The sequence below is a fragment of the Bradyrhizobium sp. BR 10261 genome (assembly GCF_019455395.1).
Lineage (GTDB): Bacteria > Pseudomonadota > Alphaproteobacteria > Rhizobiales > Xanthobacteraceae > Bradyrhizobium > Bradyrhizobium manausense.
Genome location: NZ_JACOFQ010000008.1, coordinates 134,237 through 161,024, shown reverse-complemented (window position 1 = coordinate 161,024; position 26,788 = coordinate 134,237). Strand labels below are relative to the sequence as shown.

General features: G+C 62.8%; 23 protein-coding genes. 10 read left to right on the top strand and 13 right to left on the bottom strand.

What is annotated here, in order from left to right:
• The first annotated feature begins 126 nt into the window (after nt 1–126).
• The 3 genes from HYH07_RS11705 to HYH07_RS11695 are packed head-to-tail and all read left to right on the top strand — an operon-like array spanning nt 127 to nt 2,060.
• Nucleotides 127–864 carry a molybdopterin-binding protein gene (locus HYH07_RS11705; RefSeq protein WP_220002634.1) on the top strand — a complete coding sequence of 246 codons (738 nt, stop codon included), beginning with the start codon at nt 127–129 and terminating at the stop codon, nt 862–864.
• A 32-nt stretch (nt 865–896) separates the two neighbouring features.
• Nucleotides 897–1,424 carry a xanthine phosphoribosyltransferase gene (gene gpt / locus HYH07_RS11700; RefSeq protein WP_057740910.1) on the top strand — a complete coding sequence of 176 codons (528 nt, stop codon included), beginning with the start codon at nt 897–899 and terminating at the stop codon, nt 1,422–1,424.
• A gap of 18 nt (nt 1,425–1,442) precedes the next feature.
• A complete protein-coding gene (locus tag HYH07_RS11695) occupies nt 1,443–2,060 on the top strand; it encodes a hypothetical protein (protein WP_220002633.1) in 618 nt (205 codons plus the stop codon).
• A 16-nt stretch (nt 2,061–2,076) separates the two neighbouring features.
• Here the strand turns inward: HYH07_RS11695 and HYH07_RS11690 are convergent, their stop codons facing one another.
• Entirely contained in the window at nt 2,077–3,099 is a 1,023-nt protein-coding gene (locus HYH07_RS11690; protein WP_220002632.1) for a methionine synthase, read from the bottom strand.
• Nucleotides 3,100–3,395: 296 nt separating this feature from the next.
• On the opposite strand from HYH07_RS11690, the gene HYH07_RS11685 reads away from it, so the two are divergent.
• A complete protein-coding gene (locus tag HYH07_RS11685) occupies nt 3,396–4,004 on the top strand; it encodes a 2-hydroxychromene-2-carboxylate isomerase (protein ID WP_220002631.1) in 609 nt (202 codons plus the stop codon).
• Entirely contained in the window at nt 4,004–4,981 is a 978-nt protein-coding gene (locus HYH07_RS11680) for an NADPH:quinone oxidoreductase family protein (RefSeq protein ID WP_220002630.1), read from the top strand. Before HYH07_RS11685 ends, HYH07_RS11680 begins: the two co-directional genes overlap by 1 nt.
• 138 nt (nt 4,982–5,119) lie before the next feature.
• Here the strand turns inward: HYH07_RS11680 and HYH07_RS11675 are convergent, their stop codons facing one another.
• The 7 genes from HYH07_RS11675 to HYH07_RS11645 form a co-directional block, all read right to left on the bottom strand.
• On the bottom strand, nt 5,120–6,010 hold the full coding sequence (locus tag HYH07_RS11675) for a crotonase/enoyl-CoA hydratase family protein (RefSeq protein WP_220002629.1): 891 nt from the start codon (nt 6,008–6,010) through the stop codon (nt 5,120–5,122).
• A gap of 138 nt (nt 6,011–6,148) precedes the next feature.
• The gene (locus HYH07_RS11670) at nt 6,149–7,570 is read right to left on the bottom strand and encodes an amidase (RefSeq protein ID WP_220002628.1); all 1,422 of its coding nucleotides are present in this window, start codon (nt 7,568–7,570) and stop codon (nt 6,149–6,151) included.
• Nucleotides 7,571–7,572: 2 nt separating this feature from the next.
• A complete protein-coding gene (locus tag HYH07_RS11665) occupies nt 7,573–8,736 on the bottom strand; it encodes a M20 aminoacylase family protein (protein ID WP_220002627.1) in 1,164 nt (387 codons plus the stop codon).
• Nucleotides 8,737–8,953: 217 nt separating this feature from the next.
• Nucleotides 8,954–10,603 (bottom strand): ABC transporter ATP-binding protein, encoded by a 1,650-nt coding sequence (locus tag HYH07_RS11660; protein WP_220002626.1) that lies wholly within the window; start codon nt 10,601–10,603, stop codon nt 8,954–8,956.
• Nucleotides 10,604–10,629: 26 nt separating this feature from the next.
• Entirely contained in the window at nt 10,630–11,517 is an 888-nt protein-coding gene (locus HYH07_RS11655) for an ABC transporter permease (RefSeq protein ID WP_057740926.1), read from the bottom strand.
• Nucleotides 11,518–11,537: 20 nt separating this feature from the next.
• Nucleotides 11,538–12,479: an ABC transporter permease gene (locus HYH07_RS11650; protein ID WP_220002625.1), complete on the bottom strand. Its 942-nt coding sequence runs from the start codon at nt 12,477–12,479 to the stop codon at nt 11,538–11,540.
• Between the two features lie 234 nt (nt 12,480–12,713).
• Nucleotides 12,714–13,844, bottom strand: coding sequence for a M20/M25/M40 family metallo-hydrolase (locus tag HYH07_RS11645; RefSeq protein ID WP_220002624.1), 1,131 nt, complete (start codon nt 13,842–13,844; stop codon nt 12,714–12,716).
• Nucleotides 13,845–14,124: 280 nt separating this feature from the next.
• Between HYH07_RS11645 and HYH07_RS11640 the strand changes: the two genes are divergently transcribed.
• Both HYH07_RS11640 and HYH07_RS11635 read left to right on the top strand, forming a co-directional pair.
• A complete protein-coding gene (locus HYH07_RS11640; protein ID WP_220002623.1) occupies nt 14,125–15,735 on the top strand; it encodes an ABC transporter substrate-binding protein in 1,611 nt (536 codons plus the stop codon).
• 459 nt (nt 15,736–16,194) lie between these two features.
• Nucleotides 16,195–17,793, top strand: a complete 1,599-nt coding sequence (locus HYH07_RS11635; RefSeq protein WP_220002622.1) for a glycosyltransferase family 39 protein — start codon at nt 16,195–16,197, stop codon at nt 17,791–17,793.
• A 51-nt stretch (nt 17,794–17,844) separates the two neighbouring features.
• Here HYH07_RS11635 and HYH07_RS11630 read toward each other — a convergent pair whose 3' ends face one another.
• Nucleotides 17,845–17,985 (bottom strand): hypothetical protein, encoded by a 141-nt coding sequence (locus HYH07_RS11630; RefSeq protein WP_220002621.1) that lies wholly within the window; start codon nt 17,983–17,985, stop codon nt 17,845–17,847.
• A 54-nt stretch (nt 17,986–18,039) separates the two neighbouring features.
• Nucleotides 18,040–19,290 carry a multidrug effflux MFS transporter gene (locus HYH07_RS11625; protein WP_220002620.1) on the bottom strand — a complete coding sequence of 417 codons (1,251 nt, stop codon included), beginning with the start codon at nt 19,288–19,290 and terminating at the stop codon, nt 18,040–18,042.
• A 401-nt stretch (nt 19,291–19,691) separates the two neighbouring features.
• On the opposite strand from HYH07_RS11625, the gene HYH07_RS11620 reads away from it, so the two are divergent.
• From HYH07_RS11620 to HYH07_RS11610, 3 genes are all read left to right on the top strand, one after another.
• A complete protein-coding gene (locus tag HYH07_RS11620; protein ID WP_220002619.1) occupies nt 19,692–21,011 on the top strand; it encodes a hypothetical protein in 1,320 nt (439 codons plus the stop codon).
• The gene (locus tag HYH07_RS11615) at nt 21,008–22,387 is read left to right on the top strand and encodes a hypothetical protein (protein WP_220002618.1); all 1,380 of its coding nucleotides are present in this window, start codon (nt 21,008–21,010) and stop codon (nt 22,385–22,387) included. Before HYH07_RS11620 ends, HYH07_RS11615 begins: the two co-directional genes overlap by 4 nt.
• Nucleotides 22,388–22,873: 486 nt before the next feature.
• A complete protein-coding gene (locus HYH07_RS11610) occupies nt 22,874–24,112 on the top strand; it encodes an MFS transporter (RefSeq protein ID WP_220002617.1) in 1,239 nt (412 codons plus the stop codon).
• Between the two features lie 2 nt (nt 24,113–24,114).
• On the opposite strand, the gene HYH07_RS11605 is transcribed toward HYH07_RS11610, so the two are convergent.
• The 3 genes from HYH07_RS11605 to HYH07_RS11595 form a co-directional block, all read right to left on the bottom strand.
• Nucleotides 24,115–24,861, bottom strand: a complete 747-nt coding sequence (locus tag HYH07_RS11605) for a GNAT family N-acetyltransferase (protein ID WP_220002616.1) — start codon at nt 24,859–24,861, stop codon at nt 24,115–24,117.
• Between the two features lie 35 nt (nt 24,862–24,896).
• A complete protein-coding gene (locus HYH07_RS11600; RefSeq protein WP_220002615.1) occupies nt 24,897–25,940 on the bottom strand; it encodes a lysine-2,3-aminomutase-like protein in 1,044 nt (347 codons plus the stop codon).
• A 64-nt stretch (nt 25,941–26,004) separates the two neighbouring features.
• Nucleotides 26,005–26,751 carry a hypothetical protein gene (locus tag HYH07_RS11595; protein WP_220002614.1) on the bottom strand — a complete coding sequence of 249 codons (747 nt, stop codon included), beginning with the start codon at nt 26,749–26,751 and terminating at the stop codon, nt 26,005–26,007.
• Nucleotides 26,752–26,788 lie beyond the last annotated feature (37 nt).

Sequence of the window (26,788 nt, the reverse complement as noted above, 5' to 3'; positions counted from 1 at the left end):
TTTGCCGGGGCTAGTCGGCGGCCTGCCTGAAAAAATGGCTGAGGATTGCTTATTTCGGCAGCAAAAGCGCGTGACTTCAACGCGTTACCCCGGCAAATTCGGCACTACAGGTGAGGGACTTAAGGCATGAGCGAGATCGTCACGGCGGGCATTCTGGTCATCGGGGATGAAATCCTGTCCGGCCGAACCAAGGACAAGAATATCGGCTTCATCGCCGAATACCTGACCAATATCGGCATCGACCTGAAGGAAGTGAGGATCGTCTCCGACGACGAGGACGACATCATCGCAGCTCTGAATGCACTGCGGCATCGCTACACTTATGTCTTCACCACCGGCGGCATCGGGCCGACCCACGACGACATCACCGCCGACAGCGTCGCCAAGGCGTTCGGTGTCGGCATTGACCACCACCCCGAAGTGGTCGCACGTTTCAGGGAGCGCTGGAGCGAGCAGGACCTCAATGAAGCCCGGCTGCGCATGGCTCGCATCCCCGATGGCGCCGAGCTGATCCAGAGCGCGACCATCCTCGCGCCCGGCTTCAAGATCGGCAATGTCATCGTCATGGCCGGCGTGCCCTCGATCATGCAGGCGATGATGGACATCGTCTCACCCAAATTAAAATCCGGTGTCCGCATGCTGTCCGAATCGGTCCGCGCCAACGCGCGGGAGGGTGATATCGGCAGCCCCTTAAGGGCCATCGCCGCCGCCCACCCCGACACCATCATCGGCAGCTATCCCTTCATGGACGAGGAGCAGAAGCCCAACACCAATCTGGTGGTGCGTTCGCGCGATGCGGATAAGCTCGCCGCAGCGATGGCGGCGGTGAAGGAAATGCTGGCGGGATTGAACGTCACCCGGTAGCAAATGCCGGCAGACGAAAGCAGGAGACGACGATGGCTGGTGAAGCACCGGAACTGAGCGCGCAGGAGCGGGCAGGCAGGCCCTTTCCAGTGTCGTGGGACCAGTTCCACCGGGATTGCCGGGCACTGACCTGGCGGCTCAACGAGGTCGGGCCGTTCCACGCGGTGATCGCGATCACCCGCGGTGGCCTGGTGCCGGCGGCGATCGTGGCGCGCGAGCTAGGCGTGCGCGTGATCGATACGGTTTGCATCGCCAGCTACGACCATGACAAGCAGGGCGATCTCCAGGTCCTCAAGGGCATTTCCGAACAGGCGATGAAACTCGGCGGCGGCACCGGCAAGGGGCTGTTGATTGTCGATGACCTCGTCGACACCGGCAAGACCGGCAAGCTGGTGCGCGAAATGCTGCCGGATGCACATTTTGCCACCGTCTATGCCAAGCCGAAGGGCCGTCCGCTGGTCGACACGTTCATCACGGAAGTCTCGCAGGACACCTGGATCTTCTTCCCCTGGGACACCGCGCTGTCCTATCACCCCCCGCTTCGCGACGGCGCGGCGTGAGAGACGCGCGGAGGGCCCATGCCCCTGCAAAACCGCGTCACGCCGACCGGCGACATCATTGCAACGCCACATCGCGGCATGTTCACCGGCAATCGCGGCATCATCCATGATCCCGCCACCAAGACGCTGCTGAAGAAGCGCTGGTCGTCGCCGGCCTGGCTCACCTGCACCTGCGAATTCCGCGGCCGCCGCCGCGAGGTGATGGCGCAGCGAAGTTGGACCGAGCTGTTCTTTCTCGACGAGGCTACCGCGCTCGCCGCCGGGCATCGCCCCTGCTTCTATTGCCGCCGCGACGATGCCAATCGCTTCCGCGCCGCCTGGGAGAACGGCAACCGCGTGCACGACGCCCGCATGCACGGCATCGACGCGGTGCTGCACCACGAGCGGCTCGAGCACGGCAGGAAGCGGCTGCACGCGCTGCTGGTGCCGCTCGACCAGCTGCCTGACGGCGCGATGCTACAGCAAGGCGAGGCCAGCTATCTGGTCACGCGGGGCAGGGTGCTAAAGTGGTCGCCGGCGGGATACTCCGTGGTGGAGCAGCTCGCCGGCGACGCAGCCTTGCTCACGCCGCCGTCGACACTTCGGACGCTGAACGCCGGCTATCGGCCGGTGCTGCACCCGTCCGCGCGGCCCTAGCGCAAAATCCTCGTCATCACCCCAGCTTCTCGCGCGCCAGCGCGGCGCCGGCGCCGAGCGCCATCAGCTTGGCTTCGGCGATCTCGCGCCGCATCGGCGCCATGCCGCAATTGGTGGTGGCGATGATGTTGCTCTTGGGCACGAATTTCGAGACAGCGTCGATCACCTGCACGACGTCCTCGGCGGTCTCCACCATATCGCTGGCGACGTCGATCACGCCGGCCTGCACGATCTTGTTCTTCAGGAGCGCCAGCAGATCGAGCGGCACTTTGGAATTGCGGCACTCGATCGCGACTTGCTGGATCGGGCTGGCGTCGATCGCCGGAAAGATCTGCTCATACTGCCGCCACTGGCTGCCCAGCGTCTCCTTCCAGTCGGTGTTGGCCTTGATGCCGTAGCCGTAGCAGATGTGCACGGCGGTGGTGCAGGTGAGCCCTTGCGCGGCGCGCTCCAGCGCCTTGATCCCCCAGTCGTTGACCTCGTCCATGTAGACGTTGAAAGCCGGCTCGTCGAACTGCACGAGATCGACGCCGTCGGCGGCAAGCGCCTTGGCCTCCTCGTTCAAGAGCTCGGCAAAAGCGAAGGCCATCTTGACGCGGTCGCCATAGTAACGGTCCGCAATGGTATCGATGATCGTCATCGGACCGGGCAGGGTGAATTTCAGCTTCTTCTGGGTGTGCGTCCGCGCCACGCGCGCCTCGAAGTCGTGCACGCGCCCCTTCAGCCGCAGCGGCGCGACCACCTGCGGCACCATCGCCTTGTAGCGATCCTTGCGGATGCCCATCTCGACCTTGTGGGCGAAGTCGATGCCTTCGATCTTCTCCAGGAAGCCGTGCACGAAATGCTGCCGGGCCTGCTCGCCCTCGGTGACGATGTCAATGCCGGCGTCCTCCTGGACCTTGAGCCAGATCAGCGTCGCATCGCGCTTGGCACGCAGCAGCTCGTCGCCTCCGGATTTCCAGGGCGCCCAGAGCATATTGGGCTCGGCGAGCCATTCCGGCTTCGGCAAGGAGCCGGCGATCGTGGTTGGAAACAGCATGGCGGCCCTCCCGGCGGGTTGTGTTGCGCCCCTTCCTGCCATGTCTTAACCTCGAGGTACAGAACCACAAAAGTCGCCCCTCTATTCCGGCGCTCTCTCCCAATAACCGCCAGAGGGCTAGGGACGTGTTGGGAAGGAAGTAGGACATCTCCGCTCGTCATTCCGGGGCGCGACGAAGTCGCGAACCCGGAATCCATCGGGCCGCGGTGAATGCTGCGAAATGGATTCCGGGCCTGCGCCTTGCGGCGCATCCCGGAATGACGAAATCAAAACAAGCAGAACACCAAGGAAACGCCATGATCGAATTCTTCTTCGACTGCTCCAGCCCCTGGACTTATCTCGCCTTCCACAACATCCAGCCGCTCGCGAAGGAGCTCGGGGCCGAGATCACCTGGCGACCGATCCTGGTCGGCGGCATCTTCAACACGGTCAACCCCAGCGTCTACGCACAGCGAGAGAAACCTGTGCCGCTGAAGGCGCGCTACATGAAGAAGGATCTCGCCGACTGGGCGCGCTCGGCAGGACTATCGATCAAGATGCCGCCGACGGTGTTTCCAGTGAACAGCGTGAAGGCGATGCGGGGCTGCGTCTGGCTCGGAAAAGACATGGTGCCGTTCGCGACATCAGTGTTCGAGGCTTATTGGGGCGGCGACAAGGACATCTCGCAGGACGCGGTGCTCGCTGAGATCTGCAGGAAAGTCGGCATCGACGAGCAGAAATTCTTTGCCGGCATTTCGGAGCAGGCGATCAAGGATCAGCTCAAGGCCAACACCGAGGAGGTCGTCGCCCGCGGCGGGTTCGGCTCGCCGACCATTTTTGTCAACAAGACCGACATGTACTTCGGCAACGATCGCCTGCCGCTGATCCGCGAGGCGCTGCTGCGCAGCACGGCGAGCGCAGCCTGATGGTGCGCGCTGTCGTCTGCCGGACGCTCGGCGCGCCCGAAACGTTGCGGCTGGAAGAGTTTCCATCGCGCGCCCTGAAGCCGGGCGAGGTGCGGGTCGCGATCCGCGCTGCGGGGCTGAACTTTCCTGATGTGCTGATGACCGCGGGCGAGTATCAGCTCAAGCCCGAGCTGCCGTTCACGCCCGGCGTGGAAGCTGCCGGCGATGTGACCGAGGTTGGCGCGGAGGCGAGGGGCGTCTCCATCGGCGACAAGGTTATCGTGAAGATGCGTTACGGTGCTTTCACGGACGAAGCGGTGGTGACGCCTTCGCAACTCACGCCAATGCCGTCGACGTTCGACTACGCGGAAGCCGCGACCTATCTCGCCGGCCATGGCACCGCCTATCACGCGCTGATCGACCGCGGCCGGGTCGAGCGGGGCGAGGTGCTGCTGGTGCACGGCGCCGGCGGCGGCGTCGGCCTTGCCGCCGTCGAGATCGGCAAGATGCTGGGCGCAACCGTGATCGCGACGGCGTCCAGCGACGAGAAGCTGGCGATTGCGAAATCGCGCGGTGCCGATCATCTCGTCCGCTACGACCGCGAGCCGTTTCGCGATGCCGTCAAGCGCATCACCGAGGGCCGCGGTGCCGATGTCGTGTTCGATCCCGTCGGCGGTCAGGTCTTTGAAGACTCGATGCGCTGCATTGCCTGGGGCGCACGGCTCCTGGTGATCGGCTTCACCGGCGGCATCGGTTCGGCCAGGACCAATCTCCTGCTGATCAAGGGCGCCAGCGTGCTCGGCGTCCGCGCGGGTGAAGCCGTGCGGAAAAACCCGGGGCTTGGCGAGATCAGGCTGAAGGCTTTGCTGCAATGGGCGGAGGAGGGCAAGCTGCGCCCCAGCATCTCGCACCGCCTGCCGCTGGAAGATTACGCCAAGGCGATGCGGCTGTTGCTCGACCGCAAGGCGATCGGACGCGTGGCGCTGGTGATGCAGTGATGGGGCCGTAGCGCCGTAGGGTGGATTAGCCGAAGGCGTAATCCACCGCTTCCGTCACCGCGGAAAGAGAAGAGGTGGGTTACGCCCAGCGAATTGCGCTTCGCGCAATCGCAAGGGCTAACCCACCCTACCAGAGCGTCATTTATACTCCCGCTCAGTCCACCACGGGAAATAATCCGGCATATCGCTCGACACCTTGTTCTTGAACTGCGCCGGCCGCTTCTCCAGGAACGACACCACGCCTTCCTTCACGTCCTCCGAGCGGCCACGGGCATAGATGCCGCGGCTGTCGACCTTGTGCGCTTCCATGGGATCGTCCGCGCCCATCATGCGCCACATCATCTGGCGGATCAGCGCGACCGACACCGGCGCAGTCTTGGCCGCGAATTCTTTTGCCAGTGCGCGAGCAGTCGGCATGAGGTCATCCGGCGCCACGACCTTGCTGACGAGGCGGCCGGCGAGGGCCTCCTGCGCCGGGAAGACGCGGCCCGAATAGCACCATTCCAGCGCCTGCGAGATGCCGACGATGCGCGGCAGGAACCAGCTCGAGGCCGCCTCCGGCACAATGCCGCGCTGGGAGAACACGAAGCCGAAGCGCGCGGCCTCGGATGCGATGCGGATGTCCATCGCGAGCTGCATGGTGACGCCAATGCCGACCGCGGGACCGTTCACCGCGGCGATCACGGGCTTGAGGCACTTGAAGATGCGCAACGTCACCTGGCCGCCGCCGTCGCGCACCTGCGGGTCGCTGTAATCGACCCTACCATCCGCGAAACGCTTCACCGGTCCGCGCCGCGCGTCGCGATCGAAGGTATCGGCGCCCGACGACAGATCCGCACCCGCGCAAAAGCCGCGACCGGCGCCTGTGACGATGATGGCGCGGACATTGTCGTCCTTGTCGGCGGCGTCGAACGCGTCGATCAGCTCGGCCTGCATCTGCGCGTTGAAGGCGTTGAGCTTGTCGGGCCGGTTCAGCGTGATGGTGAGAATCTGCTCGGCGACCTCGTATTTGATCGTCTCATACGCCATGGGTGGTTTCCTTCCTCTCGTTCTTGAATCAATTCTGTCATTGCCGGGCTTGACCCGGCAATCCATCTTTTTTGAAGAGGATGGATGCGCGGGTCGAGCCCGCGCATGACGATTTGTGTTGAGACGCTAGATGCGCGTTTAACGAGCCGGCGGCCTCGGCCAAGGCCTCTGCGGGCCGCGCAGGCCTTCGAACGCCTTGGCCATGCCGAGCACGCCGATATCGTCGAAGCGGCGGCCGACGATCTGCACGCCGATGGGAAAGCCCGCGTCATCGAAGCCGCCATTGATGGTGACGGCCGGGTTCTCCGACATATTCCACGGCACGGTATAGGCGATGTGCTCGAACGGCCGCATCGGATCGTTGGTGGGCGAGGCCCAGTCAGCCGGGTAGTTCACGTTAGGCGCCGTCGGCGAAATCACATAGTCGAGCTCGCAGAACAATTTCGAGGCCGCCGCGCGGATCGCCATGGTCTGGTTGAAGCCTCTGATAACATCGACGCCCGATAGCCTTGCGCCTGAAGCGCCCCATTTGAAAATGTAGGGCAGCACCTTTGCCTGGTCGGCCGGCGTCAGTTTCGACAGATCGTCCCACATCCGCGCGCGCCAGAAATTGTCGAGGCCGTCGAGCATCTCGCGCGTCAAGATGCCGTTGACCTCGGTGACGACGCTGCCTGCGGATTCGAATGCCTTTGCGGCCTTCACCGCGACCTCGCGGACGGCCCTTTCCGCCGGCAGGCCGACGCCGGCATCGAGCATCAGGCCGATGCGCAATTTGCGCGGCGACTTCTCAAGTCCCTTCCAGTTGAGCGGCTCCGCCGGCAGGCTCATGCCGTCGCGTCGATCGGGCTTGGCGATCACGCTCATCATGAGCGCGCAATCATCGACCGTGCGGGTCATCGGGCCGGCGACGCGGCCGACATAGGGGGGATCGATCGGCACGCGGCCAAAGCTCGGCTTCAACCCGACAAGGCCACACCAGCCCGCTGGTAACCGCACCGAGCCGCCGATATCGGTACCGAGGTGCAGGGGGCCATAGCCCGCTGCGGCGGCCGCGCCGGCGCCCGCACTGGAGCCGCCGGGAGTCTTGGAGAGGTCCCAGGGATTGCGCGCCAGCGCATGGAACGAAGAGAGCCCCGAAGACAGCATGCCGTAATCGGGCATGGTGGTCTTGGCGAAGATGATGCTACCTGCCTCACGCAGACGCGCGGCGGGCGGGGCGTCCTTCTCAGCCGGCACCAGCTTGACGCTCGCAGCGCCCAGCGGCACCGGCACGCCCCCGGTGGCGATGTTGTCCTTGATCGTGACAGGCACACCGTCGAGCGGGCCTGACGGCTCGCCTCCGGTCCAGCGCGCTGTCGAGGCTTTTGCGGCCTCGCGCGCGCTCTCAGGATCGAATGCATAGAGCGCCTTCAGATGCGGCTCCCACGCAGCGACGTGCGCGAGCAGATCCTCCAGCACCTCGCTTGGCGAGAATTGTTTTGCCCGGTAGCCCGCGATCAGATCGACCGCGGAGAGATCGTGCAGCGAGGTGACCGCATCCTCAGCACTGTTCTTCTGCATTGCTAACCGACCGGCATGCGCGTTTCGATGATCCGGGCGAACATGCTGGCGCCGATCGGCAGGATCTTGTCGTCGAGCACGAAGCCGGGATTGTGCACGGGCACGGAGCCGTCATGGCCGACCCAGAAATAGGCGCCGGGAATGGTCTCCAGCATGTCGGCAAAATCCTCGCTGCCCATCTTCGGCTGGCTGCGGGTGATCACCTTGGCGGGGTCGACCACGGTGCGCGCGACCTCCTCGACCACCTTGGACTGCTCGGCCTGGTTGACCAGCACGTTGAAGGTGTCGCGGATGTCGACGTCGATCACGCAATTATAGGCGCTGGCGATGCCGGAGCAGATGGTGCGGATGCGTTCGCTGACGAGAGTGCGGACTTCCTTCGAGAAGGTGCGGATGGTGCCGCACAGATGCGCATCGCCGGGAATGACGTTGTAGGCGGAGCCGGCATGGATCTGGGTGATCGACACCACGGCAGCCTCGAGCGGCTCGACATTGCGGCTGACGATGGTCTGGATCGCCTGCGCCAGCGTGGTCGCGATCACGACCGCGTCCTTGGAGCGCTCGGGCATCGCACCATGGGCGCCATAGCCGGTGATGCGGAGGTCGAAGAAGTCAGCGGCGGCCATGGCCGGGCCCGGCAGGATCGCGATCTCGCCGTGGTTGAGATCGGGCGCGTTGTGCAGGCCGTAGAGCTCGTCGCAGGGAAACTTCTCGAACAGGCCGTCCTTGATCATGGCGCGGGCGCCGCCGAGGCCTTCCTCGGCCGGCTGGAAGATCAGGTGCACGGTGCCGTCGAAATTCCGTGTCTCGGCCAGATAGCGCGCGGTGCCGAGCAGCATGGTGGTGTGGCCGTCATGGCCGCAGCCGTGGAAACGGCCGGGGATTTTCGAGCTCCATTTCAGATTGGTGTTCTCTTCCATCGGCAGCGCGTCCATGTCGGCGCGCAGGCCAATGCGTCTGCTGCCCGAACCCTTGCCCTTGATGATTCCGATCACGCCGGTGCCGCCGAGACCGCGATGCACCTCGATGCCCCAGCTTGCCAGCTTGTCGGCGACGATGCCGGACGTCCGCACCTCCTCGAAGCCGATCTCGGGATGGGCGTGGAGGTCGCGCCTGATAGCGGTAAGTTCGTCGGCATAGCCGTCGATGCGGTCGATGGTGGGCATGTGGTCCTTTTCCGTCAGCGAGTGGAAGCGCGCGACGTTAGCTCCGCCTTCGCGGCAAGGGCAAGCAACGAGACAATCGCGCCACGCATGGGCTCAAGCTGTTTTGGGAATGCTTGCCGCGCACACCGTCATTGCGAGCGCAGCGAAGCAATCCAGAATCGCTCTGCGGAAACAGTCTGGATTGCTTCGCTGCGCTCGCAATGACGCGGAGAGAGAGTTAGGCCGTCGCCCCCACGCCCTCCGACACCGGCCGGAAATTCGCAAAATCCCAGTGGCGGCCGGGGGCGGCATCCAGGAGCGCCCTGGTGTAGGCCTCCTGCGGATGCGTCAGAACCTCTGCGGCAGGGCCCTGTTCGACCACGCGGCCATGCTGCATCACCACGACCTCGTCACAAATTTGCGCGGCCACGCGCAAATCATGGGTGATGAACAGGATGGCGATGCCGAGCCGCTTCTGGATCTCGTCGAGCAGGTCCAGCACCTGGGCCTGCACCGAGACGTCGAGCGCGGAGACCGCTTCATCCGCGACCAGCACGTCAGGGTCGAGCGCGAGCGCGCGCGCAATCGCGATGCGCTGGCGCTGGCCGCCGGAGAACTGATGCGGATAGCGCGAGACGGCGTCGGCCGGCAGGCCGACCAGTTCGAGCAGCTCGCGGGCACGCTTCATGGCGTTCGCATGCGAGACGCCGTAATTGATCGGGCCTTCCGCGATGCTCTCGCCGACGCTGACGCGTGGATTGAGCGAGCGATAAGGATCCTGGAACACGATCTGGATCTTCTGCCGGTGCGGCTGCAGCAGCCGGCGCGAGATGTCGGAGATCTCGCGGCCGGCGAGGCGCACGCCGCCCGAGGTCGGGTCGATCAGGCGCACGATGCAGCGCGCCACCGTCGACTTGCCCGAGCCGCTCTCGCCGACGATGCCGAGGGTGCGACCCTTGCGCAGCGTCAGCGTCACCTTGTCGGCGGCGACGACCTCGCGGCCTTTGCCGAAGAAGGCGCGCTCCTTGTAGACCTTGCTGAGGTCGTTGGCCTCGAGCACGACGGGCTCTCGGCTGTCCTCACGCGGCGGCCGCGGCACCAGGCTCGGCACGGAGGCGAGCAAATTGCGGGTGTATTCCATCGTGGGGTTGCGCAGCACGGTGTCGAGCGGGCCGGTCTCGACCAGGCGCCCCTGCCGCATCACCGCGACGCGGTCGGCGATTTCCGCCACCACCCCCATGTCATGGGTGATGAACAGCACCGCGGTGCCGTGATCGCGCTGCAGCTCGCGGATCAGCGACAGGATCTGCTTCTGCGTGGTGACGTCGAGCGCGGTGGTCGGCTCGTCCGCGATCAAGAGCTTCGGTTCCAGCACCAGCGCCATCGCGATCATGATGCGCTGGCGCTGGCCGCCGGAGAGCCGGTGCGGGTAGGAGGCGAAGATGCGCTCGACCTGGGGCAGATGGACCTGCTCCATCATGTCGAGGATGCGCTTCTTGCGCGCCTTGGCGTCGAGCCTGGTGTGGGCGCGCAGCACCTCGTCGATCTGGCGGCCGACCGGGACGACAGGATTGAGCGCGGTCATCGGCTCCTGGAAAATCATCGCCATCTTGGTGGCACGCATTTGACGCAGGCGGCGATCGGTCGCGGTGAGGATTTCCTCGCCGACGAGCTTCACGCTGCCGCCTGATGGAACCAGCGTGCCCTTCGGCAGCAGGCCCATCGTGGTGAGCGAGGTCACCGACTTGCCCGAGCCGCTTTCGCCGACGAGGCAAAGCGTCTCGCCTTCGTGGACCTTTATCGAGATGCCGTCGATGATCTTTGCGCCGCCCGGCTTCTTGCCGACGGAGACGACGAGGTTGTTGATGTCGAGGACTGGGTTGGTCACGTCGTTTCTCTCCGCCGTCATTCCCATTACTTCCCCTCCCGCTGCTTCATGCGGGGATCGAGGGCGTCGCGGGCGGCGTCGCCGATCAAATTGATGCTGAGGATGGCGATAGAGAGCAAAAGGCCCGGCCAGAAGATCAGCGTCGGCTTGAGCTGAAAGTACTGCCGGCCCTCGGCCATGATGTTGCCCCAGGTCGGCGTCTCCGGCGAGATGCCGGCGCCGAGGAAGGAGAGGATGGCCTCGGTGAGGATGGCGGAGGCGCAGACATAGGTGCCCTGGACGATCAGCGGCGCGATCGTGTTCGGCATCAGGTGCCGCCACATGATTTTCGGCAAGGACGAGCCGACCGAGATCGCGGCTTCCACATAGGGCTCCTCGCGCGCGGACAGCACGACCGAGCGCACGAGGCGTGCGACGCGCGGGATCTCGGGGATGGTGATGGCGACCAGCACCGTCCAGATGCTCGCGCCCGACAGCGAGACCACGGCGATCGCGAGCAGGATGCTCGGCATCGCCATCAGGCCGTCCATGACGCGCATCATTACGGAATCGACCAGCTTGAAGAAGCCGGAGACGAGACCGATCGCGAGCCCGATGGCGATCGAGAGGATCGCCGAGCCGATCCCGATCAGGAGCGAGATGCGGCCGCCGTAGATGACGCGGGACAGCAGGTCGCGGCCGTAGGCATCGGTGCCGAGCAGGAATTGCGCCGACGCCGGCTTGAGGCGCAGCGAGGGCGCAAGCTGGATCGGATCATGCGGCGCGATCAGCGGCGCCAGGATCGAGATCAGCACGATCAGCGCAAGGCAGATCGTGGCCGTGGCGATGATCGGCGTCGAGGTGAGGAATCCGAGGCGCGGCCGCAGCGGCGACGTGATCGGAATGGAGGACTGGGGAAGGCTATCGACCGTCATCGTTGTTCTTGTCCTTAGCCTTAGTAGCGGATGCGCGGATCGAGCAGCGTGTAGGCGACGTCGATCAGCAGGTTGACGACGACGTAGATCAGCGAGGTCAGCAGGATCATCGCCTGGATCACCGGATAGTCGCGCGCCAGCACCGCATCGACGGTGAGGCGGCCGATGCCGGGAATGTTGAACACGCTCTCGGTGACGACGACGCCGGAGATCAGCAGCGCAAAGCCGGTGCCGATCACGGTGATCACGGGCACCGCGGCGTTGCGCAACGCGTGCCGCAGCATCACCGCGACCTCGTTGATGCCCTTGGCGCGCGCCGTCCGCACATAGTCTTCGCCCAGCACATCGAGCATGGCCGCGCGCGTCATGCGCGCGATCAGCGCGATGTAGATGAAGGAGAGCGCGCAGGTCGGCAGGATGATGCGCTCGAAGAACGGCCCGAAGCCTGCGCTGATGCTCTTGAAGCCCTGCACCGGCACCCAGCGCAGGTCGATCGCGAAGACTTCGATCAGGAGATAGCCGACCACGAACACCGGCACCGAGAAGCCGAGCACCGACAGACCCATCACGAAGCGATCGATCCAGGTGCCGTGCTTCCAGGCTGCGATGACGCCGAGCGGCACTGCGACGATGACGGCGAGGATGATGGTCGACAGCGCGATCGAGATCGACGGCTCGACGCGCTGGCCGATCATCTTCATCACCGGCAGGTTGGAGATCAGCGAGGTGCCGAGATCGCCATGCAGCAGCTTGTTCACCCAGGTGATGAACTGCACGATCAAGGGCTCGTTGAGGCCAAGCGAGGTGCGGATGCGCTCCAGCCGCTCCGGCGTCGCATTGTCGCCGGCGAGGATCGCGGCGGGATCGCCGGGCGTCAGCCGCAGCAGCAGGAACACGAAAAGCGCGACGACGCCCATCACGGGCACGGCGGCGAAGATTCGGCGAAGGAGATATCCGAGCAAGTTGGATCCGTCAGATGAGAGTCAAATCGTCGGCAACGGTCATGGCCCGTTCTGCCATCAGCCTAACATTTCAGCAATTCCCGTGCCATCTGGGCCACAGATTTCGCAGTGCGGCCAGTCTTCGTAGGGTGGGCAAAGCGAAGCGTGCCCACGACCTTTGTCGATCGGAGGCAGATGGTGGGCGCGGCGCAAGCGCGCCTTTGCCCATCCTACAGAACTGTGATCGCAGTGCGATTACTCCAGCGTCGCCAGCAGCCCCGCCATCAACCGGCCGCGATCAACCAGGCTCTCGACCTCGATATACTCCTCCAGCGTGTGGGCATTGCCGCCGCGCACGCCAAGCCCGTCGAGCGTCGGAATGCCCATCGCGCCGGTGAAGTTGCCGTCGGATCCGCCGCCGGAACTCGCATGGGGTAGCTCCGCGCCGAGAGATTTGGCGATGCCGCGCGCCTTTTCATACAGCGCCAGGGTGCCGGCATCCGGCTCCCACACCGGCCGCGTCACGCCGCGCGTCACCTTGAAGGTGACGTCATTGGTGGTGCCCGACAGCGCCAGCATGCGTTCGACGCCGCGGTCGAGATCGGCCTGGCGCTTGGCCATCGACAGCGCTTCGCCGGTGGCGGTCGTGGCGACGCAATTGACCCATTGCCCGCCATGCACGATGCCGACCGAGAAAGTGCAGTCCTCGGTCGTCATCGCGTCGATCGCAAGAATCTGCCGCGCCATCTCGCGGATGGCGGAACGTCCGGCCGACAAGGTCGCGCCGGCATGGCTCGGCCGTCCGGTCGCTTCCAGATTGAAGCGCGCGATGGCGTAACGTCCGGTGGTGACGCCGTTGTCGGCGCGGCCGGGCTCGGGCACCAGCACATATTTGTTGCGCGCGGCTTCCGCCTCGATGAGGTCGCGCGTCGAGGGTGTGCCGACTTCCTCGTCCGGCGTGAACAGGATGGTGATCGGCAGCGGCGTGGTGAACGACGCGCGCGCCAGCTGCCGGATCGCTTCCAGCGACAGGTAGTTGCCGCCCTTCATGTCGAAGATGCCGGGGCCGTAGCAGCGGTTGCCCTCGCGCCACCACTTCAACTTCTCGATGGTGCCGACCGGGTGGACCGTATCCATGTGTCCGGCGATCAGGATGCCCGGCTCGCCCTGCCTCGGATGGGGAAAACGCGCGCGAACGGCGCCGCCGAAGCCCTGACGGCCGGCGATGCGTTCGATGGTCGCACCCATGATCGCCATATCCCGCGCCGCGATATCGAGCATGCGGTTCACCGCGCTCGCATCCCAGGTCGGGCTCTCGCATTCCACCCAGGTGCGCAGGCCCTCGAGCATGGCCTCGGAATCGAAGGGAAGATTGGCTGGATTCATCTTAATGTCTCTCAGGCTTCGAAAGATGGAACGCGCATTGCAAGGTGCAGGCGACGAGCAGGCAGGACTGGCGGAGTTGAATTGTAGAGCCAATCCGGTCTTTGTGGAGCCCGCACCTGCGCCGCAAGGGCCTGCACCGAAACCGGATTGACGCGCTCAAGGCTGTCTGCAAGTCTCGAAAACACAAAGGCATTGCATGAGGTTAGTTCGCCTAAAGACCGCACCGAATGCTCAACCAATAATCCGCCTTTGAACAGTTTCACGTCAGGAGAAACTTTATATGTTCCACTTGATGCGCATGGGGCGTCGCGCGTTCGCCTCCAAGCTTGCGCTGTCGGTCCTCGCGCTTTCGACCGCACTGGCCTCGCCAGTGCTTGCGGCCGGCAAGACCATCACCGCCGTGATGCATTCGGATCTGCGCATCACCGATCCGATCTTCACCACCGCCTACATCGTGCGCGACCATGGCTACATGGTTTACGACACGCTGATCACGACGGATGCGAACTTCAAGATCCAGCCGCAGATGGCGGACTGGAAGATCTCCGACGACAAGCTCACTTACACATTCACGCTGCGCGACGGCCTGAAGTGGCATGACGGCACGCCGGTGACGGCGGAAGACTGCGTCGCCTCGCTGAAGCGCTGGGCCGCCGTCGACGGCATGGGCCAGAAGCTGATGGATTTCACCGCCAGCATCGAAGCGACCGATGCCAAGACCATCACACTGAAGCTGAAGGAGCCCTACGGTCTCGTTCTCGAGTCGATCGGCAAGCCGTCCTCGCGCGTGCCCTTCATGATGCCGAAGCGGCTCGCCGAGACGCCTCCGGACAAGCAGATCCCCGAGCAGATCGGCTCCGGCCCGTTCAAATTCGTACAGGGCGAATTCCAGCCCGGCGTAAAGGCCGTCTACGAGAAGAATCCGGATTACGTTCCGCGCAAGGAGCCGGCGAGCTGGACCGCTGGCGGCAAGGTGGTGAAGGTCGACCGGGTCGAATGGATCACCATGCCGGACCCGCAGACCGCGGTGAACGCGCTGCAATCGGGCGACATCGATTTCATGGAAGTGCCGCCGTGGGATCTCTTGCCGGTGCTTGAAGGCAATCCCGACCTCAAGGTCGAGACGCTGAACAAGTTCGGCTATCAGACGCTCGGCCGCATGAACTTCCTCTATCCGCCCTTCGACAATCCGAAGATCCGCCGCGCCGCGCTGCTGGCGTTGAACCAGAAGGACGTGCTCGACGCGCTCGTCGGCAATCCCAAATATTACAAGATCTGCGGCGCCTTCTTCATCTGCGATACGCCGTTCGCCACCGAAATCGGCTCGGAATCGCTGGTCAAGGGCAACGGCATGGCGGAAGCCAAGAAGCTGCTCGCCGAATCCGGTTATGACGGCACACCCGTCGTCGTCATGGTGCCCGGCGATGTCGTGACGCTGAAGGCGCAGCCGACGGTCGCGGTGCAACTGCTCCGCGAAGCCGGCTTCAAGGTTGACGCGCAGGCGACCGACTGGCAGACGGTGGTGAGCCGCCGGGCCAGCCAGAAGCCGCCGAAGGAGGGCGGCTGGAACATGTTCTTCACCAACTGGGTCAGCGCCGACGTGTCCAACCCGATCGCCAATCTCTCGATCGGTGGTCAGGGCAAGAAGGGCGGCTGGTTCGGCTGGGCGGAGGACGCCAAGATCGAGCAGCTCAAAAACGACTTCGTCCACGCCGCCTCGCTCGACGATCAGAAGAAGATCGCGACCGAGATCCAGAAGGAAGCCTATGACCAGGTGATCTACATCCCGCTCGGCCAGTATCTGGCGCCGAGCGCCTGGCGGAAGTCGCTGTCCGGCGTGCTCGACGGGCCGGCAACCCCGGTGTTCTGGAACATCGACAAGTCGGAGTAACGTGACAAGGGATGAGGCGCATCCTGCACCTTCATCCCATCAACAGGCGGCGCCGCTGTCATGAGCGGCGCCGTTGTCTTTTGCCGTTACGCCTTCGGTCAGAGCCACGGCTATCGCATTGGAGAGCTGTTTCCTTGCGGCGCATCCTTCGAGACGCCCGCCTCTGGCGGGCCCTCAGGATGAGGGCTGAGTGTTTGGTAGCTGTCTTAGCGGGAAGCCCATTTAGCCTCATCCTGAGGAGACCGCTGGAAGCGGTCGTCTCGAAGGACGAGGCGTGCGCGCAGGTCGCTCAAGAGCTCCATATGCGATAGCCCTTCGCTGAGAGTGGGGGCGCGTTTAGCTCTTCCAATTTCCAATTGTTGCTATTTGTTTCCAATATGAAATAAGTGATTTGCCGCGCAATACTGCTTGCTTCCTTTTGATTTGAGTCTCGTGCCGATCGATTTTGCATTCCAGGCGATGGCCGAACGATCGGATCGCGCGCCGGCGCGCTGGCGGCGCCCGTTGCTGCGCTGGCTCGACGGTGTGGAGGCGGGTTGGGCCGTGCCGCTTCTCATTGCCTGCTTCGTCGCAAGCTGGACGCTTTATCTTGCCATCGCCTATGCCGGTGGCGGTCTGCACCCGGATACGCTCGAGGCCTGGACGCTGGGGCGGAATTTCGCCTTCGGCTATCACAAGCATCCGCCGTTGATGGGATGGGTCGCAGCAAGCTGGACCTTCATCTTCCCGATCAGCGACGTGTCGCTGCAGCTGATGGCGATGGTGAATGCCGGGCTCGCGCTGTTCTTCGTCGACTGTATCGCGCGGCAATTCGTCACCGGGCACAAGCGCATCCTTGTGCTGCTGCTGTTGATGCTGACGCCGGCCTATCAATTCCACGCCCAGCGCTTCAACGCCAACGCCGTGCTGCTGGCGACCTGGCCGCTGGCTACTTGGTGTTTCCTGCGCGCGTTCGAAACACGGTCCGTGTTCTGGGCGGTAGCGGCCGGATGCGCCGCGGCGCTCGCCATGGTCGGCAAGTATTACTCGATCTTCCTGGTCGCGAGCTTTGCGTTGGCTGCGCTCGCGCACCCGGCGCGTCGCGATTATCTCACCTCGGCCTCGCCCTGGATCTCGGTCGCAACAGGGTTCGCGGTGCTGTCGCCGCACATCTACTGGCTTGCGACCACGGGAGCGTCGACCTTCGACTACGCGCTGGCCCATGCCAACGGCAATGCCCTCAGTTCGATCGATGACGTCAAGAATTTCCTGCTTGGGCTGATCGCGGCCATCAGCGTTGCGGCCGTGATCTGGGTGCTGATATCAGGCACGCGCCTGAAGCAGTTTCCGGCCGACTTCGTTGCGATGAGCCCCGGCCTTCGGTTGCTGTTCTACGTCGCCATCGGCACCATCGTTCTGCCGGTGCTGACCTCGCTCGCGATGGGCACCGATCTGCCGTCGCTATGGGCTTTGCAGGGACTGTTCCTGTTCGTCGTGCTCATCGTCTGCGGCGCCCGCTACCCGATTGAGCGCTTCTACACCGTCAACGTCACGGTCATTGTTGCAGGTGTTGCGTTGGTCGCCGTCCTGGTCGCGGCTCCCATCCTTGCCGCCTATCGCAATGTCAACGGCTACGAGGAGGCGCGGAATCTTTACGCGCAAGCCGCAAGCGAGCTCACCCGGCAATGGCACGAACTGACCGGCGAATCCCTCAGGGCCGTCAGTGGCGACGATTCACTGGCTTTCGCCACCGCCTTCTACAGTCCCGATCATCCGCACTACGCGCGGCCGTTCGAGCATCAGTACGATTGGGGGCTGCCGCGCAAGACGACGCTGGATCGCGGCTGGGCTGCACTCTGTTTCAAGGGCCAGGATTATTGCGGTCGCTGGATGGAATGGGTGTCCTCGCGCGCCGGGACCTTCGTCCGGCGGGAGTTCACCGTGCAGGCCTCGCTGTGGGGCCGGCCCGGCCTGTCTCGGGATGTGGTCGTGCTGATGGTGCCGCCACGCGCCAACGGTGACGCGCCGCCCGAGAGTGCCGCACAGGAGTTCGGTGCGAGCAAGCGCAGTCCGGATTAAAGCGCGATGAGACCAGGATGAATCGTCACGCTTTTGGTTATTGTTTGCCTCTCAGCAGTGGCTGTCGCGGACCTGCTCGAGCCCCTCGCTGGCGAAGGGCGGGGCGACGGCGGCTTGTTCGGCGGGCGACACCACGGGTTCGGTATGCTGCCGGTTCGACTCGCGATGCTCGTCGTGCTGTTCCAGTTCCATTGAAGCCGCCTCTCGAATTGCTGCAGGACAACATCGAGACGGCTTTGAAGTTCCTCACACGATCGGGCGATAATGCGGCTTGAACAGCCGTCCCTTCTCCACGACAAGCACGATCGCGAGCGCTGCGAGCGTCGACAGGAAGAAGCCGGTCGAGAACGGCAGCAGCGTGCCGTCGAAGCTTTGGCCGATCGCGGTGCCGACCGCAATGCCGATCAGCGTCGTGATCGAGCCGTAGAGCGAGGAGGCCGTGCCGGCGATGTGGCCCTGCGGCTCCATCGCGAGCGCGGTGAAATTGGCAACCATCATGCCGAACGAGAACATCATCAGCGCCGACAGCGCCATGAACAGGGGCAGCGGCAGCACGCCGAGAATCTCGGTCAGCAGCATGACGCCTGCGACCGCAGCATAGAGCGAGAGCGCGCCGTGCGAGATCACGCGCATGCCGAGCCGCCCGACCAGCTTGGAATTGAGAAACCCTGCAACGGCGGTGCCGGCCGCGATCGTGGCGAAGGCGAGCGGGAAGTAATGGCCGAGATGATAGATGCCGGTGAACACCTGCTGCGCGGAAAACACGAAAGCGAACAGCGCGCCCATGACGCTGCCGGCCGCCGTCGCATAGCCGATGGTCTGGCGGTTGGTGACGGTCTGGCGGAACGCCGAAAGCACGTCGGCAGGGGCGAGCGACCTGCGCTCCGTCTCGGGCAGCGTCTCCGGAAGCCGCCAAACGCTCCATGCCAGCGCGATGACGCCGTACAGCATCAGCACGACGAAGATGCCGCGCCAATGCGTCATGAGCAGCACCGCCTGTCCGAACGATGGTGCGATCACGGGCACGGCGATGAAGATCATCATCGCAAGCGACATCACGCTGGCCATGCGGCGGCCGGCATAGCAGTCACGCACGATCGAGGTCGCGATGACGCGTGTCGCCGAAGTGCCGAGCCCCTGGAGCGCGCGGGCCAGCAACAGTGTCTCGAAGGTGGGTGCGGCCACCGCCAGCACGCTCGCCACCGCGTAAACAGCCATGCCGCCGAGCAGCACCGGCCGGCGTCCGAACCGGTCCGACAGCGGGCCCATGATGAACTGGCCGGCGCCGAAGCCGATCAGGAAGGTCGACAGCACGAGCTGGAGATGGTTGGCGTTGGGAATGCTGAAGGCGGCCCCGATATTGGGCAGCGCGGGCAGCATCATGTCCATCGCGAGCGGATTCAGCGCCATGATGGACGCGATCACGATGACAAATTCGGGAAAACCCATCGGACGGTGTCCCGATGACACCCATTCGTCGGCATTCACGTCGGACAAGCAGTTCACCTCTGATTTCAGAGGCCATATCTAAAGCCTATGCTGCGTCGCACAACCCATGTTTCGGGATGGCTGTCCGGCGGGGCAGGGAAACTGACAACCAGACGGACAATAAATGGTGAAGACGGCGCGGGTGGCAGCGGGAGGCGTCAGCGCGTGCGCCGAGCCCGCTCGACGAGGTCCAGCTCCATCAGACCGGCGGTCTCGACATAATCGAGATCGCGATGGATCAGCATCAGCTTGACCTGCCGTCCGCTGCAGAAGTTGGAAACCAGGGATTCACCATAAGAGCGGCGACAACCGTCTGGGGAGATGAATCCGCAACACTATGCTGTCCACTGTGTGCTGACTGGACGCCGGATCAGGCGCCGGGGGAGCTCGAGCAGCAGACAGGTTTTGCGGTGTCCGACGTCACAGGTGCGACTCGATGGTTGGGGCCGTCGGCCGACACGGCTGCGAAGCGTGTCTGGCTCGGTTCCCTGATCGCGATCGTCACCCTGCTGGCGCTCTACAATCTGGCCAACGACACGGCGACGGGTACGGGATACGGCTGGGACGCCCGCGTCAATTGTGCGGCCGTCGATGCGCATGTCGCGGGGCTCGATCCCTATTTCGTCAAGAACCTGAAGGGCACCTCCTACTCCTATCCCTATCTCCCGGCGACCCTTGACGCGTTCCGTCCGTTTTGCGCAGGCGGCCTTCTGGTCGATCACTACAGGGGCCTCTATCTCGTCCTCGCGGCGCTCTGCGGCTTGCTCCTTCCTGGACTACGCAGCTCGCGTGCCTGTTTGCGCGATGTCGGCCTCAAGGTCCTCTGTGCGCTCGGTGCATTCGTTGGTTTCGAATGGGTGCTGGCTTCCGGAAATTTTGCGGTTCTGGGCGGCTTCTTGACGGCGGTCGCGCTGGCGCTGCTGCTCCATGCGGGAGTGGGTGACAACAGGCGCTTCAAGATGCGGGCCGCCGGCGCTGCGCTGCTCGGTCTCGTCATGTCGTTCAAGCTGGTGTTCTGCCCCATCCTGGCCGCAGTTTACTTCCTGCCGCTGCGACGAGCACGGAAGCTCGCGCTTCTCGCGACGGCCGGCTTCGGTTTCGTGCTACCGATCCTGATCTCGGCGGTGGTCTATCCCGAGCTGTTCGCGAGCTGGCTGCTGGCGATCAAGGGACAGATCCCCAACCAGCATTCGGTCCATCTGGAGGAGATCAATCCATCGCTGCTTCTGGTTGCGCGGAAACTCATGGACCATATCGGGCTCGCGGACCATAGGCCGATCGAGTTCGCGATCTACGCGCTTGCCGCATGCGCGCTCGTGATCGCACCCTTTGCCCTGGTGTTGCTGCGCGCGCTCGGGATTGGAATTGCCGCCGTGAGAGCATCATTCCTGGCAGAGCTGGACCGCTGGCTGATCAATCACCCGCAAGCGGCCATGCGCGTCACCGTGCTTGCGATGTTTGCGCTCTATCTGTGCTCGCCGCGCATCAAGGAATATGCCTTCTTCGAGCTGGCGCTCTATCTTGCCGTCCTCGTCGTCGATCTTTCGACGCCGGCGCTCGCCATGGTCTTGACCGTCGCCATAGCCATCCCCGCGCTGGCATCGATTGCCGGCATTGCGTTCGAGGGCAGCTTCGCTCTGCTCGCCATCGCGCTGGTTTGCTTTTGGACCATGCTGTTCGATTTTCACGGCGTGCCGGCGCGCGACGATCGGGAAGAGTTGGTACCATGAAGAGCGGCGGTGCTACATCCATTGCCGGCACGGGGCGGCCACTTGCGGCAGGTGCGCCAGGCGCGAGCTGGCTGGCCCGCCTCATCGTGGTCGCGGCCGTGCTGGTTGCTGCCGCCACCGCGATCTATCTCGGCATGGACGAGACCTTCGGCTGGGACGCGCGGGTGAACTGCGCCGCCGTCGATGCTCATATCGCCGGGCTCGATCCCTATGTCATCAAGAACCTCAAGGACGCGAAGTATTCCTATCCCTATCTGCCCGTGACGCTGGACGCGTTTCGTCCGCTCTGTGCCGGCGGCGTCCTGGTGACCCACTACAAGGCCATCTATCTCGTTCTCGCCATCCTGTGCGCGTTGGCGTTGCCTGGTCTCGGCAAGAGCCGCCGAAGCTTCCGCGACACCGCGCTACGGATCATCTTCGTGCTGGGCGGCTTCGTCGGCCTGGAATGGATTCTGGCGACCGGCAATTTTGCGATTCTGAGCGGCCTGCTGACCTCGGTGGCGTTGGCTCTTCTGCTGCGTCCGGCTCGCTGCAAAGGGCAGGGGACCAAGAGCCTGCCGCTGCAATTTGCCGGGGCTGCGCTGCTCGGCCTTTTGACCTCGTTCAAGCTTGTCTACTGTCCGATCCTCGCTGCGCTCTACCTCTTGCCGGTGCGGCGTTCGCGCAAGCTGATGCTGATTGCTGTTGCGGCCGGCGCGTTCGCGCTGCCGGTTCTGATCTCGGCGGTGTTTTACGCAAACCTGTTTCCGAGCTGGTTGAGCGCGATCTCCGGCCAGATCCCGGGGCAACATTCGCCAGGTGACGACGTCAATCCGTCGCTCCTGTTCCTCGCGCTCACTCTCGCGGACCATCTCGGACTCGTCGGCAGCAAGTTGGTCGTCGTCTTGCTTTATGGCTTCGCCGCGGTTGCGCTCGTGATCGCGCCGTTCGTCGTTTCGGTCTGGCGCATGGTTGCTGCGCGCCGGCCGGCCGACGCAAGATCAGCCCTAAAGTGGTTCGACCGCTGGCTGATTGAGCATCCCGTCCCGGCCATGCGCCTCGTCGTGCTGGCGATGTATGCGCTCTACCTCTGCGCCCCGCGAGTGAAGGAATATGCCTTCTTCGATGTCGCGCTCTACGCCGCCATTCTCGTCGTCGATCTTCCCGCAATCGGGCTTGCCGTGGTCCTGACGATCGCGGTTGGCCTCCCGGCGCTGGCGTCGATCACGGGTTATGTCTTCATAGATGGCTTTGATCAGCTGGGAATCGCGCTCGTGTGCTTCTGGATCATGCTGCGGGCGCAGTCGCAGGCGCCGGGGCAGGTGGTGCGGGCAGCCGGAATCGAACCGGCACAGCTCTTGCGAGCCGAGGGATTTTCAACGCCCGTGGGGGGCTAGTTCGGATTTAGGCTGCTGCATTCAGCTCGTAGACTTCGCCGTCGATCTTAGTTCGTTCGGGAATCTCTTTGGTGATAGCGCCACGGGATGGAGACCGATACCGAAATCATCACCTATTTGCAGGCAAGCCATCCAGTGGCTCAAGGAAGAAAACACCTGACAACGGCGCCCAACCGAGCGCGCCTTTACACCGGGCCAAGATTCGCTCGACAGCCTGTCAGCAACTTGTGATAGTATACACAATCGCAATTGCCCTGGCGGATATCCGAGCTTTGGTAGTTCAATTCAGGACGACGATCACACAATCTAGCCTCGCCCTGCATATGGCGCCGCCGGGAGCAACTTCTTCTTCATCCAGTGAAGCAGATTGACGCTAGTGAGCCTAGCGTCTTATTCCTCCAACCTTTCAACAAATGGATCAGCGATGGGAAGCGGCAACCGCTCGCGACTTCTTTTGAGTCAATCTCGGACGATGAGGAGACGCGGGTGCTGACCGGGCTTCGACGATTGCGGGATGGCCAGTCGGAAACCCGTCGCGACGTTTCCTTTGTCGGCTTCCTCTCCTTAGCTCAACTTATTTCCTGGGGCGCTCTCTACTATACCTTTGCCGTTGTATCAGTGCCGATCGAGCGCGATTTCGGTTGGGATAAGGCCACCGTCAACGGCGCCTGGTCGATTGGGCTCCTCATAACGGGATTGGCGGCCTTTCCAGTCGGAATATGTCTCGACAGGTTAGGCGGGCGCATCATTATGACCGGAGGTACATTACTTGGGGGGGCGTGCCTCCTCCTCTGGTCGAGCATGGAGCACCTCTCTACGCTTTATTTCGTGTGCATTGGACTTGGCGTCGCTATGTCTGGATCTCTCTACGAGGCCGGGTTCGCCGTGCTGACGCGACGCTTTCCCACAAGCTACAGAGATCAGATCAGTCGAATGACTTTGTTGGGGGGGCTAGCTCCCACGGTATTTGTCCCAATTTCAGCTTGGCTAGTTAGCTGGCAGGGATGGCGGTCGACCCTGCTCATGCTTGCGGTCATTCTTTTCGTTGTATGCCTGCCAATCCACGCGCTTGGCCTGCGCGAGCGATCAACGACGATGAAGGGGAAGATCGAATCCGATGCCGGGGCAGCGAGTACGGCTGCCCTAAAGCGCGCGCTACGCCATCCCTCGTTCTGGGCTCTCCTGGTCACGTTTTCGATTCATTCCACCCTTGCCTCGGTAGTCGTGTTTCACATCATCCCACTCCTGCACGAGCGAGGCTTCTCCGATCTAACGATCACCTTTGCCTACTCGTTGATAGGACCTGCACAGGTGGGTAGTCGTGTTGCATTGCTGGCGACCCGTCGGTATTTTTCGATGGAAACGATTGGGATCGTCACCGTATCAGCCTTACCTGTCTCGTTGGCGCTGCTGCTCGCACTACCGCAAGTTACCATAGCGCCTGCTTCGGCGCTTGTTCTATACGGTACGGCAAATGGGCTCATTACCATCCTCCGCGGAACCGCAATCCCCGACCTGATTGGACCCGAAGGCTACGGCTCGATCAATGGAACAATCACTCTTGTCGCCCGCATCGGCGCAGCAGCGGCGCCTATCACCGTGGCGATTGCATGGGACAAATTTGGAAGCTACGGGCCCGTTGTTTGGGTATTATTTGCGCTGGCCACAATCGGCGCGCTCAGCTACGGCGTCGCCATCTATGCCGCTCAAGGAAGGAAAGCTTGAGTTCAGAGACGGCAGCGATAGTGATAACGGTAGATTTCACGAAAGCCGAGCTTTAAGCCAAGCTTGCGAATAACTTCGTTTGTCTCGGTGCTCTGAAAGTAGGATGCGGTTGCTCCCTGTTGCTCACCCCAATGGAGCAATCTCGCCACAAGTGCTTGCCAAATTCCCTTTCCACGGTGTGAGTGGTTCACGACCGCGTCGAATATGCCGACCATGCCGCGGTCGATCACTGCCATCGCGTATCCGGCTGCTACGTCGTCAGCATACGCCGTCGCAAAGGCGGTAGGCAGTTGAACGGAACCCACAAGTCGATCGTGGGCAGTTCGCAAGTGCGCAGGTATCGCGCTCGCACGAGCGACGCCGTCGCACCACTCTTCTTCGGCCCTCGTTCGCAGCACAATGTTGCCGGCGGAATTCGCGGGAAATGTGTCCTTCGTAGCTGCCAAAACAATGCAGGCGTCTTCGCTCGTGTATCCATCTTGCTCCAGCAAGCGATCGATACCTTCCGGGACGAGAGGCGTAATCCGAAAGATCGGAGGTAGAGCTTGCCGTTCAAAAATCAACTCAGCCGCGTTCTTGACCTCAGTAAAAGATCCAAACGGCGTGAGACAGTTTGCGGAATTCGCCCGCTTTGTTAGGCCACCTCCAACTCTAATCAGCCAGCCGTTTACGTGAGTCGTATGAATGGCGGGCCATGCATTGAAGCCGCGCTCCTCTATTTGCAGGATGTCGAACTTGTCGTGTTGCATAATCAAAGACCTCGCTCGTTCTTTAACAGGAAGTACTAGAGCGCATCTCGGTAGAGATGAATATTTCCAAACGGATCTTTGAGCTCGACGGTGCCATCCTCACCGAATGAGCATGCACCAGGCAAGGGTACCTTGAAGATGCCTCCCGGAAGATCGAGAACGTAAGTCGGAAGTGCTAGCCCGGTAACCGAGCGGCGCAGTTCGTCCATTAGGGCAACGCCCTTCTTGAGGCTCACTCGAAAGTGGCCCGTTCCTCTCGCGAGGTCGGGGTGATGTAGGTAATAAGGTTTCACTCCAGCTTCGACAAAAGCCATCATTAACTCACTTAGCGAACGAATATTGTCGTTGACGCCTTGAAGCAAGACTGTCTGGCCAAGAAGGCTGACGCCGATTTGTCGCAAACGGCGGATGGCTGCACGGCCTTCGTCCGTAAACTCTCGAGCATGATTTGCATGAATGGCGACAAAGATCGCGCATCTGTCCGTCGCGAGAGCGCCAACGAATGCATCCGTCACTTTCGAAGGTGCAACAAGCGGCACGCGGGTATGCCAACGCAAGATCCGAACATGTGGAATGGCTGAAAAGGTCTCGGTTATCGAGCGTATCCGTTCGGCAGAAAGAACGAAGGGATCTCCGCCCGTCACTATAACCTCGCGTATGGCGGGGTGGCCTGCGACATATTCCGCAGCCCGCTGGAGGTCGATGGCGGTCATCTCGCGTTTTGCTTGCGGGCCGACCATCTCTTTCCGAAAGCAAAAGCGGCAGTAGACCGGGCAAACCCCTGTCGCCTTCAATAGAATTCGATCGGGGTGCCGGTGCACCACGCCACGGACGGGGCTGTGCGAGTCGTCGCCGATCGGATCTACCTCTTCGTGCGAGCGCGCATCAAGTTCGAGCATAGTCGGTACGAACTGTCGCGCGATTGGGTCTTCAGGACGGTCGCGATCGATCAGGCCGGCCATCGCCTCCGTGAGCGCGACCGGATAACGTTCGACGACTTCAACAAGCGGTCGGACTCGGTCGGATGGTATCAGCTTGGCGGCATACAGATCGTAAAGGCTTCTGATATTCGATGTCATGCGAGAACTTTACCAGGGATGGCGAGCAGGCGCAGAGGAATCGGCGCCGACGTCGAATCGCCGCTCAATATTCGATTGGAGGCTCGATTGGATGCATCAATTCGATCGACGCCGTCGGGCCGTCCATGACGCGATTGAAGCCGAGCATTCCCTGCTCGAAGTATGCCTCTTGCTTCTCGATGTCACGGCTGTCGACGAGAACGGATGTTTCTCTGTTGCCAACGAGCTTTTGGCGCGCGTCCACGTCCATGACGTAGCGCAGGAGTGTCCCGAACTTTGGTTCATAAGGGCGAATAAATCCCTTCACAATGAAGCCATGCCAAATGAAGTTGCCCCAGCTTCGATAGTTGTAAGGCGACGCCAACACGCGCGCCAAAGGTCGATTGTCGGCTTCCGCGATACGAAGACGCTCGGCGATAAGGTATTTGTGGAGTCCGTTTCCTTCAAATCCGGGCCGCACGATGCCGTTCATAAGCAACGCGTGGTGGCGCTGAACGCGTCGACCGGGAATGCCAAGCCACGGCTCGCCAAGCCGATTCCCATCTGGAAGGGTGACATTCGTAAACCCGATCAGTTGTCCGCCATCGAAAATGCCGACACTCATTCCCTCTAAGCCAAGATGATCTCGAATGAAGCTCTCGTCATCGTCCTCCGGATAAAGAAATTGGCGGTTCGGCAGGGCGGCAAAGACGACCTCACGGAGATCCATGATTGCGGTGAAGTCGGCCTTGGTCAGAACTCGCGCCTCCCCGCATGGTGGTTGGAGCGGCGCGTAGTTGGATAGTTTGCTTTTGGTCATCGTCAGCTCCATAGAAGTCTCCGTCGAGAGGCCGAAAGTATTCCGACTT

What these genes read in the sequence shown, in the direction of transcription:
- HYH07_RS11705 (WP_220002634.1), top strand. Translation starts at nt 127, where the DNA reads ATGAGCGAGATCGTCACGGCGGGCATTCTGGTCATCGGGGATGAAATC.
- gpt (WP_057740910.1), top strand. Translation starts at nt 897, where the DNA reads ATGGCTGGTGAAGCACCGGAACTGAGCGCGCAGGAGCGGGCAGGCAGG.
- HYH07_RS11695 (WP_220002633.1), top strand. Translation starts at nt 1,443, where the DNA reads ATGCCCCTGCAAAACCGCGTCACGCCGACCGGCGACATCATTGCAACG.
- HYH07_RS11690 (WP_220002632.1), bottom strand. Translation starts at nt 3,099, where the DNA reads ATGCTGTTTCCAACCACGATCGCCGGCTCCTTGCCGAAGCCGGAATGG.
- HYH07_RS11685 (WP_220002631.1), top strand. Translation starts at nt 3,396, where the DNA reads ATGATCGAATTCTTCTTCGACTGCTCCAGCCCCTGGACTTATCTCGCC.
- HYH07_RS11680 (WP_220002630.1), top strand. Translation starts at nt 4,004, where the DNA reads ATGGTGCGCGCTGTCGTCTGCCGGACGCTCGGCGCGCCCGAAACGTTG.
- HYH07_RS11675 (WP_220002629.1), bottom strand. Translation starts at nt 6,010, where the DNA reads ATGGCGTATGAGACGATCAAATACGAGGTCGCCGAGCAGATTCTCACC.
- HYH07_RS11670 (WP_220002628.1), bottom strand. Translation starts at nt 7,570, where the DNA reads ATGCAGAAGAACAGTGCTGAGGATGCGGTCACCTCGCTGCACGATCTC.
- HYH07_RS11665 (WP_220002627.1), bottom strand. Translation starts at nt 8,736, where the DNA reads ATGCCCACCATCGACCGCATCGACGGCTATGCCGACGAACTTACCGCT.
- HYH07_RS11655 (WP_057740926.1), bottom strand. Translation starts at nt 11,517, where the DNA reads ATGACGGTCGATAGCCTTCCCCAGTCCTCCATTCCGATCACGTCGCCG.
- HYH07_RS11645 (WP_220002624.1), bottom strand. Translation starts at nt 13,844, where the DNA reads ATGAATCCAGCCAATCTTCCCTTCGATTCCGAGGCCATGCTCGAGGGC.
- HYH07_RS11640 (WP_220002623.1), top strand. Translation starts at nt 14,125, where the DNA reads ATGTTCCACTTGATGCGCATGGGGCGTCGCGCGTTCGCCTCCAAGCTT.
- HYH07_RS11635 (WP_220002622.1), top strand. Translation starts at nt 16,195, where the DNA reads ATGGCCGAACGATCGGATCGCGCGCCGGCGCGCTGGCGGCGCCCGTTG.
- HYH07_RS11630 (WP_220002621.1), bottom strand. Translation starts at nt 17,985, where the DNA reads ATGGAACTGGAACAGCACGACGAGCATCGCGAGTCGAACCGGCAGCAT.
- HYH07_RS11615 (WP_220002618.1), top strand. Translation starts at nt 21,008, where the DNA reads ATGAAGAGCGGCGGTGCTACATCCATTGCCGGCACGGGGCGGCCACTT.
- HYH07_RS11605 (WP_220002616.1), bottom strand. Translation starts at nt 24,861, where the DNA reads ATGCAACACGACAAGTTCGACATCCTGCAAATAGAGGAGCGCGGCTTC.
- HYH07_RS11600 (WP_220002615.1), bottom strand. Translation starts at nt 25,940, where the DNA reads ATGACATCGAATATCAGAAGCCTTTACGATCTGTATGCCGCCAAGCTG.
- HYH07_RS11595 (WP_220002614.1), bottom strand. Translation starts at nt 26,751, where the DNA reads ATGGAGCTGACGATGACCAAAAGCAAACTATCCAACTACGCGCCGCTC.